Raw genomic sequence first — 1,159 nt, forward strand, 5'->3', positions numbered from 1 at the left:
GGGGTTACGGGAGGTTGCGGGCCATGACGATGCGCTGGACCTGGTTGGTGCCTTCGTAGATCTGGGTGATCTTGGCGTCGCGCATCATGCGCTCGACGGGGTAGTCGCGGGTGTAGCCGTAGCCGCCGAGGAGCTGGACGGCGTCGGTGGTGACCTCCATGGCGACGTCGGAGGCGAAGCACTTGGCGGCGGCGCCGAAGAAGGTGAGGTCCTCCTTGTCGCCGCCGGCGGACACGCGCTCGGACTTGGCGGCGGCGGCGTAGGTGAGCTGGCGGGCGGCCTCGAGCTTCATGGCCATGTCGGCGAGCATGAACTGCACGCCCTGGAAGTCGGCGATGGGCTTGCCGAACTGCTTGCGCTCCTGGACGTAGCCCTTGGCGTAGTCGAGGGCGCCCTGGGCGATGCCAATGGCCTGGGCGGCGATGGTGATGCGGGTGTGGTCGAGGGTCTTCATGGCGGTGGCGAAGCCGGTGCCCTCGGCGCCGATCATGCGGTCGGCGGGGATGCGGACGTTGTCGAGGTAGACCTCGCGTGTCGGGGAGCCCTTGATGCCGAGCTTCTTCTCCGGGGCGCCGAAGGAGACGCCCTCGTCGGACTTCTCCACGACGAAGGCGGAGATGCCCTTGGAGCGCTTGTCGGGGTCGGTGACGGCCATCACCGTGTAGTACTCCGAGACGCCGGCGTTGGTGATCCACCGCTTGACGCCGTTGAGGACCCAGAAGTCCCCGTCGCGGACCGCGCGGGTCTTCATCCCGGCGGCGTCGGAGCCCGCGTCGGGCTCGGACAGGGCGTAGGAGAACATCGCGTCGCCCTTGGCCAGCGGGCCGAGGTACTTGTGCTTGAGCTCCTCCGAGCCGGACAGGATCACCGGCAGCGAGCCGAGCTTGTTGACCGCGGGGATCAGCGAGGACGACCCGCAGGCACGCGCGACCTCCTCGATCACGATCACCGTGGCCAGCGCGTCCGCGCCCGCGCCGCCGTAGGTCTCCGGGACGTGCACCGCGTGCAGGTCGTTGGCGACCAGCGCGTCCAGGGCCTCCTGCGGGAACCGGCCCTCCTCGTCCACCGCCGCGGCGAACGGCACGATCTTCGCCTCCGCGAGAGCACGAACCGACTCCCGGAGCATGTCGTGCTCCTCGGAGGGCCGATACAGGTCGAA

1 protein-coding gene is annotated in these 1,159 nt (G+C 69.2%); it reads right to left on the minus strand.

Going from position 1 to position 1,159, the window contains the following annotated elements:
• Positions 1–4: 4 nt before the first annotated feature.
• Positions 5–1,159, minus strand: a 1,155-nt coding sequence (locus IE311_RS36485; protein WP_229902381.1) for an acyl-CoA dehydrogenase family protein, incomplete at its 5' end; no start/stop codon positions are given.

Origin of the sequence: Streptomyces zaomyceticus, from assembly GCF_014656215.1 — a bacterium.
Taxonomy (GTDB): domain Bacteria; phylum Actinomycetota; class Actinomycetes; order Streptomycetales; family Streptomycetaceae; genus Streptomyces; species Streptomyces zaomyceticus.